We start from the raw sequence: 15,472 nt of genomic DNA on the forward strand, positions 1-15,472 counted from the left end.
ACTACACGGCGCCGGATGAGACCCCGGTAATCCAAGAATTCACGACGTCTGCCCATAAGGCCAGTCGCAAACTCAGGCCACCGATTCTGGTGGCCTTTCCGCCCTGGAGCAAGCCATGCAAGACCTCGATCCAATCGAAACCCAGGAATGGCTGGATGCCCTGGAGTCGGTCCTCGACAAAGAAGGCGAAGACCGCGCTCATTACCTGATGACCCGTATGGGCGAGCTGGCCACCCGTAGTGGCTCCCAGCTGCCGTATGCGATCACCACGCCATACCGCAACACCATCCCTGTCACCCACGAAGCACGCATGCCTGGCGACCTGTTCATGGAACGCCGCATTCGCTCGATGGTACGTTGGAACGCCCTGGCCATGGTCATGCGTACCAACCTGAAAGACTCGGACCTGGGCGGACACATCTCCAGCTTCGCCTCCAGCGCCACCCTGTACGACATCGGCTTCAACTACTTCTTCCAAGCCCCGACCGAAGAGCACGGCGGCGACCTGATCTTCTTCCAGGGCCACGCCTCGCCAGGCGTCTATGCCCGCGCCTTCATGGAAGGCCGCATCAGCGAAGAACAGATGAACAACTTCCGTCAGGAAGTGGACGGCAACGGCCTGTCTTCGTACCCGCACCCTTGGCTGATGCCTGACTTCTGGCAGTTCCCGACCGTTTCCATGGGTCTGGGCCCGATCCAGGCGATCTACCAGGCGCGCTTCATGAAGTACCTGGAAGCCCGTGGCTTCATCCCGGCCGGCAAGCAGAAGGTCTGGTGCTTCATGGGCGACGGCGAGTGCGACGAGCCGGAATCCCTGGGTGCAATCGCCCTGGCTGGCCGCGAGAAGCTGGACAACCTGATCTTCGTCATCAACTGCAACCTGCAGCGCCTCGACGGCCCGGTTCGCGGCAACGGCAAGATCATCCAGGAACTCGAAGGCGTGTTCCGTGGCGGCGGCTGGAACGTCAACAAGGTCGTCTGGGGCCGTTTCTGGGACCCACTGTTCGCCAAGGACACCAACGGTGCCCTGCAGCGTCGCATGGACGAAGTCATCGACGGCGAGTACCAGAACTACAAGGCCAAGGACGGTGCGTACGTCCGTCAGCACTTCTTCAACACCCCAGAGCTCAAGGCCATGGTCGAAGACCTGTCCGACGAGGAAATCTGGAAGCTCAACCGTGGCGGCCACGACCCGTACAAGGTCTATGCGGCCTACCACCAGGCGGTCAACCACAAGGACCAGCCTACCGTCATCCTGGCCAAGACCATCAAGGGTTACGGTACCGGTGCTGGCGAAGCCAAGAACACCGCGCACAACACCAAGAAGGTCGACGTCGACAGCCTGCGTCACTTCCGTGATCGCTTCGACATCCCGGTCAAGGATGCCGACCTCGAGAACCTGCCGTTCTTCAAGCCCGAAGAAGGCTCCGCCGAAGCCAAGTACCTGGCCGAGCGCCGTGCTGCCCTGGGTGGCTTCGTGCCACAGCGCCGCAGCAAGAGCTTCAGCGTGCCGACCCCGCCACTGGAAACCCTGAAGGCGATCCTGGACGGCTCGGGCGACCGCGAAATTTCCACCACCATGGCCTTCGTGCGTATTCTGGCGCAGCTGGTCAAGGACAAGGAAATCGGCCAGCGTATCGTGCCGATCATCCCGGACGAAGCCCGTACCTTCGGTATGGAAGGCATGTTCCGTCAGTTGGGCATCTACTCGTCGGTCGGCCAGCTCTACGAGCCCGTCGATAAAGACCAGGTGATGTTCTACCGCGAAGACAAGAAGGGCCAGATCCTCGAGGAAGGCATCAACGAAGCCGGCGCCATGTCGTCGTTCATCGCTGCCGGTACCTCGTACAGCTGCCACAACCAGCCGATGCTGCCGTTCTACATCTTCTACTCGATGTTCGGCTTCCAGCGTATCGGCGACCTGGCCTGGGCCGCTGGCGACAGCCGCACCCGTGGTTTCCTGATCGGCGGTACCGCCGGCCGTACCACCCTCAACGGTGAAGGCCTGCAGCACGAAGACGGTCACAGCCACATGATGGCGGGCACCATCCCGAACTGCCGCACCTACGATCCGACCTACGGCTACGAGCTGGCGGTGATCATCCAGGACGGCATGAAGAAGATGACCGAAGAGCAACAGGACATCTTCTACTACATCACCGTGATGAACGAATCCTACCAGCAGCCAGCCATGCCGGCCGGTGTCGAGGAAGGCATCATCAAGGGTATGTACCTGCTCGAAGAAGACACCCGCGAAGCCGCGCACCACGTACAGCTGATGGGCTCCGGCACCATCCTGCGCGAAGTCCGCGAAGCCGCGAAGATCCTGCGTGACGAGTTCAACGTCGGTGCCGACGTATGGAGCGTCACCAGCTTCAACGAACTGCGTCGCGACGGCCTGGCCGTGGAACGCGCCAACCGCCTCAAGCCTGGCCAGAAGCCTCAGAAGACCTACGTCGAAGAGTGCCTGTCCGGTCGCAAGGGCCCGGTCATCGCGTCCACCGACTACATGAAGCTGTTCGCCGAGCAGATTCGCCAGTGGGTACCGAGCAAAGAGTTCAAAGTCCTGGGTACCGATGGCTACGGTCGCAGCGACAGCCGCAAGAAGCTGCGTCACTTCTTCGAAGTCGACCGTCACTTCGTCGTGCTGGCTGCCCTGGAAGCCTTGGCTGACCGTGGCGAGATCGAACCCAAGGTGGTGGCAGACGCTATCGTCAAGTTCGGTATCGACCCGGACAAGCGCAACCCACTGGACTGCTGAGGAGTATTTTTAAGTGAGCGAACTCATTCGCGTACCTGACATCGGCAGCGGTGAAGGTGAAATCATCGAGCTGTTCGTCAAGGTCGGTGACCGCATCGAGGCCGACCAGAGCCTGCTGACCCTGGAGTCCGACAAGGCCTCCATGGAGATTCCAGCGCCCAAGGCCGGTGTCATCAAGGAACTGAAGGTCAAGCTGGGCGATCGCCTGAAAGAAGGCGACGAGCTGCTGGTCCTGGAAGCCGAGGGCGCCGCTGCGGCGCCCGAGGCTCCGGCCGCGGCCGCTCCGGCTCCAGCGGCTGCCGCTCCGGCGCCGGCTGCCGACGCCGCCCCTGCTCCGGCTGCAGCCCCCGCTGCCGCCAGCGTTCAGGACATCCACGTGCCGGACATCGGTTCGTCGGGCAAGGCCAAGATCATCGAAGTGCTGGTCAAGGTCGGCGACACCGTCGAGGCTGACCAGTCGCTGATCACCCTCGAGTCCGACAAGGCCTCGATGGAGATTCCATCGCCTGCCGCTGGCGTGGTCGAAGAAGTGCTGTGCAAGCTGGAAGATGAAGTCGGCACTGGCGACCTGATCTTCAAGCTGAAAGTCGCTGGCGCCACGCCTGCTCCGGCTCCGGCTCCGGCTCCGGCCGCTGCCGCTCCAGCTGCTGCTCCAGCCCCGGCCGCCGCTCCGGCAGCCGCCCCGGCGCCGGTCGCCGCTGCGGCAGCCGCCCCGGCGCTGGTCGCCACCGCACCGGCTGCCGGCAGCAATGCCAAGGTTCACGCAGGCCCGGCCGTTCGCCAGTTGGCGCGTGAGTTCGGTGTCGACCTGGGCGCGGTCGCCGCGACCGGTCCGCACGGCCGCATCCTCAAAGAAGACGTACAGGTCTACGTCAAGGCCATGATGCAGAAGGCCAAGGAAGCCCCGGCAGCCGCCGGTGCGACTGGCGGCGCTGGCATCCCGCCGATTCCTGCCGTGGACTTCAGCAAGTTCGGTGAAGTGGAAGAAGTCGCCCTGACCCGCCTGATGCAGGTCGGTGCCGCCAACCTGCACCGCAGCTGGCTGAATGTGCCGCACGTCACCCAGTTCGACTCCGCCGACATCACCGAGCTGGAAGCCTTCCGCGTTGCACAGAAGGCCGTGGCCGAGAAGGCTGGTGTCAAGCTCACCGTGCTGCCACTGCTGCTCAAGGCCTGTGCCTTCCTGCTCAAGGAACTGCCAGACTTCAACAGCTCGCTGGCCCCCAGCGGCAAGGCCATCATCCGCAAGAAGTACGTGCACATCGGCTTCGCCGTGGACACGCCGGACGGCCTGCTGGTGCCTGTGATCAAGAACGTCGACCAGAAGAGCCTGCTGCAACTGGCTGCCGAAGCCGCTTCGCTGGCCGAAAAAGCCCGCACCAAGAAGCTGTCGGCAGACGAGATGCAGGGCGCCTGCTTCACCATCTCCAGCCTCGGCCACATTGGCGGCACCGGCTTCACGCCGATCGTCAACGCGCCTGAGGTGGCGATCCTGGGTGTCTCCAAGGCAACCATGCAGCCGGTCTGGGATGGCAAGGCCTTCCAGCCGAAGCTGATGCTGCCGCTGTCGCTGTCCTACGATCACCGTGTGATCAACGGCGCTGCCGCCGCGCGCTTCACCAAGCGTCTGGGCGACGTGCTGGGCGATATCCGCACCATGCTGCTGTAACACGCAGCCAGCCTGCCTCCCGTCGCGGAGGCAGGTACCCTTTTCGAGCTGCCACGCTCGTACCTCAACCCCGTCGATTGGCGGGGCTTTTTTTTTGTTCGCCGATAGGATTTTGCGATCGAGCGCCGCCTGCGCGACGCATCGCGAGCAAGGCTCGCTCCTACGGTTGTTTCACGCCAATCAAGGTAGCGAGCCTTGCTCGCGATGCGTCGCGCAGGCGGCGCTCGATTTCACAAACACCAAAAACCTCTCGTCGAACAGCCCCCAAACTCATCAGCCAAACTAAGGATTTCCCCCCCGCAGCCGAAAACATATACATGACAGCCCCCTAGCCGCTTGCCAGCCTCGGGGACATGATGCAACCTTGCCAGATGCGCCGCTCAAGGCAGCGTCATCCTCTTCAAGCGAGTCTTCGATGAAAAGCCAACCCGATGCCACCAGTCGTGTGGTGGCCGAGGTCGTCACGCAGCTTCCCGTGCCTTCGCGGCTCGGCATGCTGCGTTTCGAAAGGCTGAACGAAGCCACCTGGTCGCTGCTTTACCTGGACCCCGCCTGCGAGCGTCAATTCGGCTTGCCCGCATCCGAACTGTGCGCGCTCATCGGCTCGCCCTATGCAAGCCTGATGGCACCCGAGATCCGCTACAAGCTGCATGACGAGATCCAGGCACAGCTGGCCCACCGTGGCTACTACCGAGTGCGCTACACCCTGCATGCGCAACAGGCGCCACTGCGCCTGCTGGAGGTCGGCGAGGCCTACAAACAGCACAACCGCCAGTTGCTGCGCGGCTACCTGACCGTGCTCGACGACCAGGCAGACGACCTCTCGGAGTTGGACGCAAACGATCTCGAATCGCGCAACAACCGCCTGCAACTGGCCCTGCAGTTGAACCAGCGTGCACAACAGGAACAGCTCGAACACCTGGAACGGGTACGTGGCCAGCAAGACCTGATCCTGCGCCTGGCACGCCAACGCTACAGTGCAGAGAACTCGTTGCTCGAGGCCGCCGAGCTGATTACCCGCAGCGCCTGTGAAATCTACAAGGTCGACAACGCCAGCATCTGGCATCTGGAAGAGCAGCGTCTGGTACCGATAAGCGCCTGGTACCGACACGAGCAGCAACACCAACTGCCCGAGCCGATCGATGCCAGCCGCTTCCCGGACTACCTCGAAGCCCTGCATGCCAGCCGCGCCATCGATGCTCATAACGCCAGCCACGACCCACGCACCCGTGAGCTCGCCAACAGTCTTTTACCGGCCAACAACGCCATGCTCGACGCCAGTATTCGCGTCGACGGCCAGGTGGTCGGCGTGCTATGCCTGGAACAGACCGGGCAGCCAAGGGCCTGGCAGTCCGACGAGATTGCCTTTGCCGGCGAGCTGGCCGATCAGTTCGCCCAGGTCATCACCAACCACAACCGGCGTACCGCGGCCAGCGCCCTGCACCTGTTCCAGCGGGCGGTCGAGCAAAGCGCCAACGCCTTCCTGCTGGTCAACCGCGACGGGGTGGTGGAATACGTCAACCCCAGCTTCACCGCCATCACCCAATACAGCACCGAAGAGGTCCAGGGCCACCATCTGGCCGAGTTGCCGGCGCTGGAGAATCTCAGCGAACTGCTGTTCGACTCGCCGTCGAGCCTGGAAATGGGCAACAGCTGGCAAGGAGAATTCAAGAGCCGGCGCAAGAACCTCGAACCCTACTGGGGGCAGCTGTCGATCTCCAAGGTATATGGCGATAACCGAGAGCTGACCCACTACATCGGTATCTACGAGGACGTCACCCAGTCCAAACTGGCCCAGCAGCGCATCGAGCGCCTGGCCTATACCGACAACCTGACCAACCTGGGCAACCGCCCAGCGTTCATCCGCAACCTCGATACCCACTTCACCCGCGACGGTGACAGCCCGATCTGCCTGCTGCTGGTGGACATCGACAACTTCAAGCGGATCAACGACAGCCTCGGCCACCAGACCGGCGACAAGCTGCTGGTGAGCCTGGCCCGACGCCTGCGCAACAGCCTCAGCCCCAATGACATCCTTGCCCGCTTCGCCAGCAACGAGTTCGCTGTGCTGCTCAACGGCACCAGCCTGGAGGATGGCCAGGGCGTCGCCCTCCAACTGCTGCGCACCCTCGACAAACCGATGTTCGTCGACAACCAGCTGATCAACGTCACCGCGTCGGTGGGCTTGGCCTGCGCGCCCATGCACGGCAGCGACCCGACCACCCTGATGAAGAATGCAGGCCTTGCCCTGCACAAGGCCAAGGCCAACGGCAAGCATCAGGTGCAAGTGTTCACCGAGGTGCTAAACGCCGAGGCCAGCTACAAGCTGTTCGTCGAGAACAACCTGCGCCGCGCCCTGACCCAGAACGAGCTGGAGGTGTTCTACCAGCCCAAGCTGTGCCTGCGCAGCGGCCGTTTACTCGGCCTGGAAGCACTGCTGCGCTGGAACCACCCCGAGCGCGGCATGATTCGCCCGGACCAGTTCATCAGCGTGGCCGAGGAAACCGGCCTGATCATCCCCATCGGCAAATGGGTGGTGCGCCAGTCGTGCCGCATGAGCCAGCAACTGCGCGAGGCCGGCATGGGCAACCTGCACGTGGCCATCAACCTGTCGCCAAAGCAGTTCTCCGACCCCGACCTGGTCGCCTCGATCAGCTCGATCCTCAAGGAAGAAGAACTGCCACCGCACCTGCTGGAGCTGGAACTTACCGAAGGCCTGCTGCTGGAGGCCACCGAAGACACCCACCGCCAGCTCGATGAGCTCAAGGCCCTGGGCCTGACTCTGGCCATGGACGACTTCGGCACCGGTTACTCATCGCTGAGCTACCTGAAGAAGTTTCCGATCGACATCATCAAGATCGACCGCAGCTTCATCAATGAAATCCCGGACAACCAGGACGACATGGAGATCACCTCGGCGGTGGTGGCCATGGCCCACAACCTCAAGCTCAAGGTAGTGGCCGAAGGGATCGAAACTCCAGAACAGCTGGCGTTCCTGCGCAGGCACCGTTGCGATGTCGGCCAGGGCTACCTGTTCGACCGGCCCATTCCGGGCCGGGAGCTGGCGGAAAAACTCAAGCGCTACCCGCGCGGTCCAATGGACTGACAGCAGCCTCAACCTCGGGCACTATAGAACCCATTCGGCCTCATCGCCGGCAATCCCCAGTACCTGCGGAACGACCCTGTAGGCGCCGGCTTGCCGGTGATCGAGCCTCCATCTATCTGACACACAGAGGAACGGCCATGGTCCTGCGTTCGGAAATCCTGGTGAACAAAAACGTCATGCCTACTGCGGAACAGGCCCTGCCTGGACGCGAAACCCCAATGGCCCTGCCCGAATTCCACTATGTCTTCAAAGACACCCCACTGCTGGGCCCCTTCTTCGAGGGCAGTATCGACTTCGCCATCTTCGGCCTGGGCTGCTTCTGGGGTGCCGAGCGCCGCTTCTGGCAGCGTGAAGGCGTGGTCAGCACCGTGGTCGGCTATGCCGGTGGCTTCACGCCAAACCCCACCTACGAAGAAGTCTGCTCGGGCCTGACCGGCCATACCGAAGTGGTGCTGGTGGTGTTCGACAAGGATAAGGTGAGCTACCGCGAACTGCTGGCGATGTTCTGGGAACTGCACAACCCGACCCAAGGCATGCGCCAGGGCAACGACATCGGCACCCAGTACCGCTCGGCGATCTACTGCACCAGCCCAGAACAGCTGGAGCAGGCCAAGGCCAGCCGTGATGCGTTCCAGGCAGAACTGACCAAGGCAGGCTTCGGTGAAATCACCACCGAAATCGACCAGGCCCCGACCGTGTACTTCGCCGAAGCGTACCACCAGCAGTACCTGGCCAAGAACCCCGATGGCTATTGCGGCATCGGCGGTACTGGCGTGTGCCTGCCACCCAGCCTGCAGGGCAACTGAGCCATGAGCACGATGACCCTTTTCCACGGGCCGCTTTCGCCTTTCGTGCGCAAAGTCATGGTGGTGCTGCACGAAACCGCCCAGCTTGACCGCGTGGCCCTGCAGCCCGTGAACATCAGCCCAGTGAACGGCGACGAGCAACTCAACCAGGGCAACCCCATCGGCAAGATCCCGGCACTGCGCCTGGAAGATGGCACCGTGCTGCACGACAGCCGCGTCATTTGCGAGTACCTGGACTGCCAGCACGTCGGCACTCCGCTGATTCCCCGGGAAGGCTCGGCGCGCTGGCGGCGCATGACCCTGGCCTCCCAGGCCGATGCGATCATGGATGCGGCGGTATCGACCCGCTACGAGACCTTCCTGCGACCGCAAGACAAGCGTTGGGATGGCTGGGTGGCCGCGCAAAGCGAGAAGATTCGGCGCAGCCTGGCCAACCTGGAACGCGAGCACCTGGCCGAGTTGGCATCGGGGTTCGACATCGCGGCGATTGGTGTGGCCTGTGCGCTGGGTTACCTGGACTTGCGTCAGCCTGAGTTCGGCTGGCGGGCGCAACAGCCCGGACTCGCGGCGTGGTATGCCGAGGTGATCAAGCGGCCGTCGATGGTAGCGACGGCGCCGGCTGCCTGATCAGGCGCATCGCCGGCAAGCAGGCTCCCACAGGGGTGTGAAATCTGTAGGAGCCGGCATGCCGGCGATGCCGCCATCACAGCCAAAACCGAATCAGCAGTCCGGTTTGCCCGCCGTGAACCGCTTGGCCGGGTTGACCGCGGCCTTGAACTCGCGCAGCGCCTTGGCGCCCACCAGCAATGGGTAGTTGAAGCTGCTGCGGTCGACCAGATTGACCTCCACCGTGCGCTTCACATCACCCAGACACAGTTCCAGGTCGACCACCGGCCGTTTCGAGAGCTCCGGTGCATCGCCCTCCTCCTCTTCGTCAGCACGGTTCTTGATCTTGCTGATGCGCGCCAGCTTGTGCTCATAGACCTTGCCGTCGGCGTCCTTGGTCGCCAGGCGGAAGCGGACCCACTCCTCGCCATCGCGGGTGAACAGCTCGATATCCTTGGCCGACAGCGACGCGGTGTAGGCACCGGTATCCATCTTGGCTTTCAGGGTTTCGCCAATCTCAGGCAGGGCGATGTATTCGTAGCGACCGTATAGGGTGGGCTCGGCAGCCATCACCGGCAACGCCAACAGCGACAACAGGGCAAGCAGAGGTTTCACAGGCAAACTTCCTTGAGAAGAGTCAGTGCTTAGACTGCGCAAGCAGGATAGGTTCGTTGTCACACCTTAAACAACACAATGTGAAACATTTGTACCAACCGTCGAGCATTCGACGTTTGGCGTATGGCACAGCCCTGCTTATCATTGCCACCCGCAAAATTCACACAACAAGAGTCTGCTTATGCGTCGCCTGTTTACCGGCATTCTTACGACCACCCTGCTGCTGCTCAACACCCTGGTGCTGATCGGCCCGCTGCTGGTCTTCGCCCTGCTAAAACTGGTGTTGCCAGGCCGTGGGCGAGACTACGCCTCGTGGGCGGTGATGTGGATTGCCGAAACCTGGTCGGAGATCGACAAGATGATCTTCGCCCTGTGCATCCCGACCCAATGGGACATTCGCGGCATCGAGAAGCTGCGTCAGGACACCTCGTACCTGGCCGTCAGCAACCACCAGACCTGGGTCGATATTCCGGCGCTGATCGAAAGCCTCAACCGTCGTACGCCGTTCTTCAAGTTCTTCCTCAAGAAGGAGCTGATCTGGGTGCCCCTGCTGGGCCTGGCCTGGTGGGGGCTGGATTACCCCTTCATGAAGCGCTACAGCAAGGCCTTCCTGGAAAAACACCCCGAGCTCAAGGGCAAGGACCTGGAGATCACCAAGGCGGCCTGCGAGCTGTTCAAGCGCCAGCCGGTGACCGTGGTCAACTACCTGGAAGGCACCCGTTTCAGCGAGGCCAAGCGCCAGGCGCAGCAGTCGCCGTACCGCCACCTGCTCAAGCCCAAGGCCGGCGGCGTGGCGTTCGTGCTGGCGGCGCTGGGCGAGCAGCTCGATGCACTGCTGGACGTGACCATCGTCTACCCCGGCAACCAGGCGCCTGGGTTCTGGGCGTTGCTCAATGGCAGCATTAGTCGGGTGATTATCGACATTCGGGTGCGCGAGCTGGACCCGGTATTGTGGTCGGGGGACTACGAGAACGACCCCGCGTTTCGCCAGACCATACAGGCCTGGGTAAACCAGTTGTGGGTGGAGAAGGACCAGCGGATTGAACAATTGCGCGCCGAGATGAACTGAATTGATTGCCTGTATTGGCCTCTGCACGGGTTTACCCGCGAAGAGGCCGGCACAGGGTTAGGCGTAACCCCGATTAAAAACGAGGCTAATAATTAGAATAAGTAATACTTTTTTGTCATTACCTACCTAAGTGGATAAAAATCGACCAAAGCACAACTACAAAAAGCCTGGATCGAGTCGATGGCCAATCAACCTAGCTCCGCCCCCGCCCAACTGCGCCGTGTCCTAGGGCTGCCCGCCCTGGTGTTCTTCGGCCTTGTGTACATGGTCCCGCTGACCATCTTCACCACCTACGGCATCGTCACTGAACTCACCGGTGGCCGCACTGCCGGCGCCTACCTCGTCACCCTCGTAGCCATGCTGTTTACCGCTGCGTCCTACAGTTTCATGGTCAAGCGCTTCCCAGTCGCGGGCTCGGCGTACTCGTACACCAACATGGCCTTCGGCCCCAATGCGGGCTTCCTCGCAGGCTGGTCGCTGCTGCTCGACTACCTGTTCCTGCCGATGATCAACTACCTGCTGATTGGCCTGTTCCTCAACATTGCTTTCCCGGCCGTTCCCGCCTGGGCCTTCGTGCTTGGCTCGATCGCACTGGTGACAGTGCTCAATGTGGTCGGCATCAACTCGGTGGCCAAGACCAGCAACCTGATCGTCGGTGCGCAGATCGTCTTCATTGGCGTGTTCATCGGTCTATCCTGCAAGACCTTGGCGGGCCAGCCGCTCGACCTGCTGTCGCCGCTGCTGGGTGACGGCACCAAGCCAGGCTTCGGCCCCCTGATGGCCGGCGCGGCGGTACTGTGCCTGTCGTTCCTCGGCTTCGATGCCGTCTCGACCCTGGCCGAGGAGTGCCGCGACGCCCGCCGCGATGTACCCCGGGCGATCATCCTCACCACCCTGTTTGCCGGGTTGCTGTTCACTGTGTTGGCCTATGCCAGCCAGCTGGTGTTACCAGGCAGCAGCTTCGCCAACGCCGATGCGGCGGCCAATGAAGTGATGTTCAAGGCCGGGGGCCAGTTCCTGACCAACTTCTTCACTGCCGCCTATGTCGCCGGCAGCCTGGGCTCGGCGCTGGCCTCGCAGGCGGCGGTGTCGCGCATCCTGTTCACCATGGGACGGGACAACGTGCTGCCGCAGCGCACGTTCGGCTACCTGTCGCCACGCTTCGGCACGCCAGTGTTCGCCATTGCCCTGGTGTCTGCGTTCTCGCTGCTGGCGTTGGTGATCGACCTGTCGACCCTCGCTTCGCTGATCAGCTTCGGGGCGCTGGTAGCGTTTTCGGCGGTAAACCTGGCGGTGGTGAAGACGCACCTGATGAACGATGGGGCTCAGCGTCACCTCGTAGGGCTGCTGCGCTATGGCGTGGTGCCGTTGGTGGGGTTGGGGCTGACCTTGTGGCTGTGGACCAGCCTGTCGGCACTGACGCTGGTGATCGGGTTGTGCTGGTTTGCACTGGGGTTAGCCTACCTGGCGGTGCTTACAGCCGGCTTCCGTCGTCCAGTCAGTTTGGTGGATTTCTCCGAAGCAGACTGAGACCTCTCGCGGATACTGATAAATCTGCCAGTTGTGCGTGTCTTGGATTTACAAAAGACTGTAGCCATACCGTCTTTACGCGAGGGGCCCCATGCCAACAATCCAATTTGCATATGGCCCTTATGAGCAGCGTGACAGCTACACTAGCCAAGCGCCGACGCTCGGTTTCAATGCTGAATGGGATGACACGCTCTCGGGCACCTACCTGCTAGGCAATGGTTATCGAGCGTACAGCCCATCGCTGATGCGATTTCTTGCACCTGATAACTGGAGCCCTTTTGACGCAGGTGGCCTAAATGCCTACGGCTACTGCTCAGGAAATCCGGTGATGGGGCGGGACCCAAGTGGGCACGCGGATTTAAGCCAGCTACGCAAAGTTCCGCAGAGACTGTTGGCCGATGCACGGACTGAACGAGCACGTCAGACTCCGCAACAGACCGCTCAGCAGCGTGTTGATGCGCTGCGTGCCAGACTACGCCAACGCCAAGGTGATCGGGCGGGAGAGCAACGATTTAGAAACCCCATGGCTCAGCAGGGCACCCAGTATCTCCCCCGCCCAAGATCAGCAACAACAACCCCCACAGTTACACAGACGTTACCGACCAACCCGGATCGAGCCTTGGCCCATTCACCTGAAATACAGCCACTCAGCCTCGACCAAGCAAATGCGCTCTACGAACAGCTAATGACTGCAAACGGGCACGAACAGACTTACATCAACAATCTTTCTTACTTGGCAGAGGGTACTGAGATACGTCGCGAGTATGACAGCGCCCTGACCAGGATCAGGGCAGAAATGGACCGGATTCGTAACCTAATTGGAGTTGAAACGCTCCAGTGGTTTCACTTCTAAATGGACTCTGCACGGTTGCTGATAATGGGGCCTACCGGATAGCGATATCGTAGCGGCACGCCCTTGACGCTAAACGCGCCCTTAAGGAAATATTTATGATGATTGGGAGGTTTACCTATGGACCGTATGGGCAGCATTACTGCCAGACGGGCTTGCCCCCCCTGCTTGGCTTTAATGGCCAACGGTACGACCCGGTTGCCCTGACATACGCATTAGGCATGGGCTATCGCAGCTATAGCCCGACCTTGATGCGCTTTCAGGGGCCGGATGATCTCAGCCCGTTTGCAGAAGGAGGGCTGAATGCCTATGCCTATTGTTTAAACGACCCCGTGAACCTGTTAGACACTACAGGACATGCTCCCACCGCTGCGCAACTGCAAGCGAGAATGAAGCAGATGGGCCTGAAGACAGCCTCGTATGCCTCTGGAATCCAACACGGTGCAAACGCACCAAAAAGAAAGGATCTTCTGCGCCCCCATTCGGCTCCAAGAGACGTCAAGCCGAAAAAGACGATCAGCTTCAACGAAACCACAGAGAATTTTTTCTACAAGAAAGAGCAGTTAAAATCCAAGCGCCAGCTCTTCCAAGAGCGCAAGGCACTCATCAGTTATATGGGAAGGGAATACAGGATCTTTGAACTCTACCGAGGCGAATTTGACGAGCTGCTGACCCCCTCTACCGAAGCCATGTTCAAACAGCTCAAAAGCCCCCATATACAACTGGCGCTGATCACCGTGATCCAAAGCCAGTTAGATGATATCCGTGAGCGTTTCAGACGGTTCGACAAGACGCTCAAAAGTATCCGCCTATAAAATCCGGCTTGCGGTAATGAGAATTTCGGTGCGCAATTGACTCATACCGACGGTATAGGTGCGGCCGCTGGGGTGGTCCACAGGCTACCCAAATTCTGCAATAACGATCCGGCAATGCCCTGCTGCCCCAGATACTGCAGAATCAAAGGCGCAAACTGCCCGATCATCCCGGTATCCATCCCCAGCGCCTTGAACGCAGTGTCCAGGTCGCTGCGGTTCTCCACGTTGTTGCCCAGCGCGTTACTCAGCGCCGACTGGCTTTCGCTGTTCTTGCCCAACAAATCCCCCAACCCACTTAACCCGCCCAGCGCATTAGCTCCAGCCAGCAGGTCCAGCCCTGGCACGGCCTTGGTCAGCTGGCCATAGTCGTCGCTGCTCAGGTTGTTACGCGCCAGCCCCAACATCGCCCCTGCCCCGCCGATGGCCTGTTCCGGGGTGATGTTCAGTTCGCTGCCCAAGGTATTGAGCAAACTGGCCTGCGCTTCGGGCGCCTGTACCTGGCCTTGCTGGCTCTGATTCTGGTTCTGCATGGCCGACACGGCATTGGCGGCGTCGCTGAGGTTGAAGGCGAACACCGGGCTTGCGGCCAGGGTCATCAGGGTTGCCAGGGTGAATGCTTTCATCGGGAGGGACCTCGTGGGCCGGAATGGCCGGGGAAACGAGGCGTTGGACTCGAGGTTTTGGAGTTTGTTCCAGGCCGAGTATCGGGCTCTCTGCCTACTGCGTTGGACTGTACAAGATGTGACAGCCTGTCATTTTTGCTAGTTGCATGTTACTCCCCCCACACACAGACTGAGACAATTGCTGTAAATCAACGGAAATAAAAGGACAACCCCGGAGATTGCCATGAGATTTTTCTATCAAAAAGACAAAATCCTGACAACAGGAACCGCTACGCGAAGCAAGACGATATTTCGAACTACGAACTATCTCCTGGCGGAACGTAGCCTGCATGAAAAACCTGATACTTGTCTATTGGCGACGAATGTTAACAACTCGGTACTACTTGGACAGATCGATGATTATGGCACACCCCATGCGTACTCCGCTTTTGGCCACACCCATACGCTACCTTCAGCAAATACGACACTGGGGTTTAACGGCGAGCTTATTCAAGCAGTCACTAACAATTACGCCCTTGGATCCGGCTATAGAACATTCAGCCCTATCTTGATGCGTTTTCTATCCGCAGACAGCCTAAGTCCATTTTCGGAGGGAGGGATAAACGCCTATTGTTATTGCAGCGGGGATCCCATTAACTACGCTGACCCTTCTGGCCATGCGACGGTCAGCATACTACTATCAAGGCGCCGCACACTTCCAACACGATCCAAATTACTGCTTAGCTTCGACAGCCCCGCCCAAGTTAACACCTCGTATAATAGAGATGCCCCGCCGTATTTCAGCTCCAGCCCCAATGTATTTTCAACAGCAGGCACACCGCCACCCTATAGACTAGGAAAGCTTCCTAGTTACTCTAAGTCACTACCAAAAGGCCACAAAAAAGTAGTTACCCCTAGTATTTCACCTGAAAAAAGACCGCTACCAATACTGCCCAAGTATAGTAAGCTCAACAACCAGCCTCCTCGAAGCGCGCTTTCACCTGAACAAGCTTCCGCTTACCATGAAAGACTCGAAGAAATAG

Annotated in this window: 9 protein-coding genes and 2 pseudogenes; 9 read left to right on the forward strand and 2 right to left on the reverse strand. The window is 60.4% G+C overall.

The annotated features are described in order from the left end of the window. Positions 1 to 115: 115 nt before the first annotated feature. The 5 genes from aceE (at position 116) to P3R38_RS23245 (ending at position 8,969) form a co-directional block, all read left to right on the forward strand. Positions 116 to 2,761, forward strand: a complete 2,646-nt coding sequence (gene aceE, locus P3R38_RS23225; protein ID WP_023382742.1) for a pyruvate dehydrogenase (acetyl-transferring), homodimeric type — start codon at positions 116 to 118, stop codon at positions 2,759 to 2,761. A gap of 13 nt (positions 2,762 to 2,774) precedes the next feature. Then, positions 2,775 to 4,430 (forward strand): dihydrolipoyllysine-residue acetyltransferase, encoded by a 1,656-nt coding sequence (aceF, locus tag P3R38_RS23230; RefSeq protein ID WP_277686649.1) that lies wholly within the window; start codon positions 2,775 to 2,777, stop codon positions 4,428 to 4,430. Between the two features lie 415 nt (positions 4,431 to 4,845). Continuing rightward, positions 4,846 to 7,536 (forward strand): GGDEF and EAL domain-containing protein, encoded by a 2,691-nt coding sequence (locus P3R38_RS23235; protein ID WP_023382744.1) that lies wholly within the window; start codon positions 4,846 to 4,848, stop codon positions 7,534 to 7,536. 137 nt (positions 7,537 to 7,673) lie between these two features. Beyond that, complete coding sequence (gene msrA / locus P3R38_RS23240; RefSeq protein WP_023382745.1) at positions 7,674 to 8,342, forward strand: peptide-methionine (S)-S-oxide reductase MsrA; 669 nt, start codon at positions 7,674 to 7,676, stop codon at positions 8,340 to 8,342. Between the two features lie 3 nt (positions 8,343 to 8,345). After that, positions 8,346 to 8,969, forward strand: coding sequence for a glutathione S-transferase (locus P3R38_RS23245; RefSeq protein WP_104881111.1), 624 nt, complete (start codon positions 8,346 to 8,348; stop codon positions 8,967 to 8,969). A gap of 93 nt (positions 8,970 to 9,062) precedes the next feature. Here the strand turns inward: P3R38_RS23245 and P3R38_RS23250 are convergent, their stop codons facing one another. Beyond that, positions 9,063 to 9,563 carry an ATP-dependent zinc protease gene (locus tag P3R38_RS23250; protein WP_023382747.1) on the reverse strand — a complete coding sequence of 167 codons (501 nt, stop codon included), beginning with the start codon at positions 9,561 to 9,563 and terminating at the stop codon, positions 9,063 to 9,065. Between the two features lie 181 nt (positions 9,564 to 9,744). Here P3R38_RS23250 and P3R38_RS23255 point away from each other — a divergent pair, with 181 nt between their 5' ends. The 4 genes and pseudogenes from P3R38_RS23255 to P3R38_RS23270 all read left to right on the forward strand — a co-directional run. Further along, entirely contained in the window at positions 9,745 to 10,632 is an 888-nt protein-coding gene (locus P3R38_RS23255; RefSeq protein ID WP_023382748.1) for an acyltransferase, read from the forward strand. A gap of 180 nt (positions 10,633 to 10,812) precedes the next feature. Beyond that, positions 10,813 to 12,162 carry an APC family permease gene (locus P3R38_RS23260; RefSeq protein WP_277686650.1) on the forward strand — a complete coding sequence of 450 codons (1,350 nt, stop codon included), beginning with the start codon at positions 10,813 to 10,815 and terminating at the stop codon, positions 12,160 to 12,162. Positions 12,163 to 12,325: 163 nt separating this feature from the next. Beyond that, positions 12,326 to 12,514: pseudogene (locus P3R38_RS23265) on the forward strand (RHS repeat-associated core domain-containing protein); the annotation flags it as partial. A gap of 596 nt (positions 12,515 to 13,110) precedes the next feature. Continuing rightward, a pseudogene (locus tag P3R38_RS23270) lies at positions 13,111 to 13,371 on the forward strand (RHS repeat-associated core domain-containing protein); the annotation flags it as partial. Positions 13,372 to 13,868: 497 nt separating this feature from the next. Here P3R38_RS23270 and P3R38_RS23275 read toward each other — a convergent pair. Further along, complete coding sequence (locus P3R38_RS23275; RefSeq protein WP_277686651.1) at positions 13,869 to 14,450, reverse strand: DUF2780 domain-containing protein; 582 nt, start codon at positions 14,448 to 14,450, stop codon at positions 13,869 to 13,871. Between the last annotated feature and the right edge of the window lie 1,022 nt (positions 14,451 to 15,472).

Origin of the sequence: Pseudomonas sp. NyZ480 (assembly GCF_029537255.1) — a bacterium.
GTDB classification, from domain to species: domain Bacteria; phylum Pseudomonadota; class Gammaproteobacteria; order Pseudomonadales; family Pseudomonadaceae; genus Aquipseudomonas; species Aquipseudomonas taiwanensis.